The 540-nt window shown below is 53.3% G+C and carries 1 protein-coding gene; it reads right to left on the reverse strand.

Annotated features, from left to right (window positions below):
- The coding region (locus ASC50_RS03665) for a YDG domain-containing protein (RefSeq protein ID WP_158648380.1) at window positions 1-540 on the reverse strand (540 nt) is incomplete at both ends.

Here is a 540-nt window from a genome sequence, read left to right on the forward strand (position 1 = left end):
CCGTTGAAGCGGTAATGCTCTTCGGGATGATGGTGAAGACTTTATTTGCAATGCTGATAGCGTAGTTGCCGCCGGCAGTCAGTGAGCCTTGATTGATGGGATACGTCCCCGGTTTTTCGTTGGAGGTGCGGGAGAGCACGCCGCTAAAATGGTCCTCCTCATCGAGCAGATCCGGACTGTAAGTGTAAGTCAGCGGCGGGTCGGCGGTGTTGTAAGTTTTACTCAGATTATCGTTCGGCGTGACCACGACAGGCAAAGGGGTGATTGTTGCCGTAGCGACAGGCTGTGCTGCCAATTCGTAATTATCTTTGTGCGCACCGGCGAGCGCGAAGCCGTCAAATATGACCGGTTTGTCCGGTCCTGCATTTTTATCGGCAAAAGCCGCTGTGCCTTTTTCCACAGTTACCACATCGCCGACATCCTCAACTATGCCAACGACATTGCCCGTACCGCTAAAGGTAGCGTTCGTAGTGCCATCGTAAGTTCTGCTATCGACTGAAAAACCTGTGAGCGTAACCGGCTTGGGTGTAATCGCGGCGG

The organism is Candidatus Symbiothrix dinenymphae, assembly GCF_001431085.1.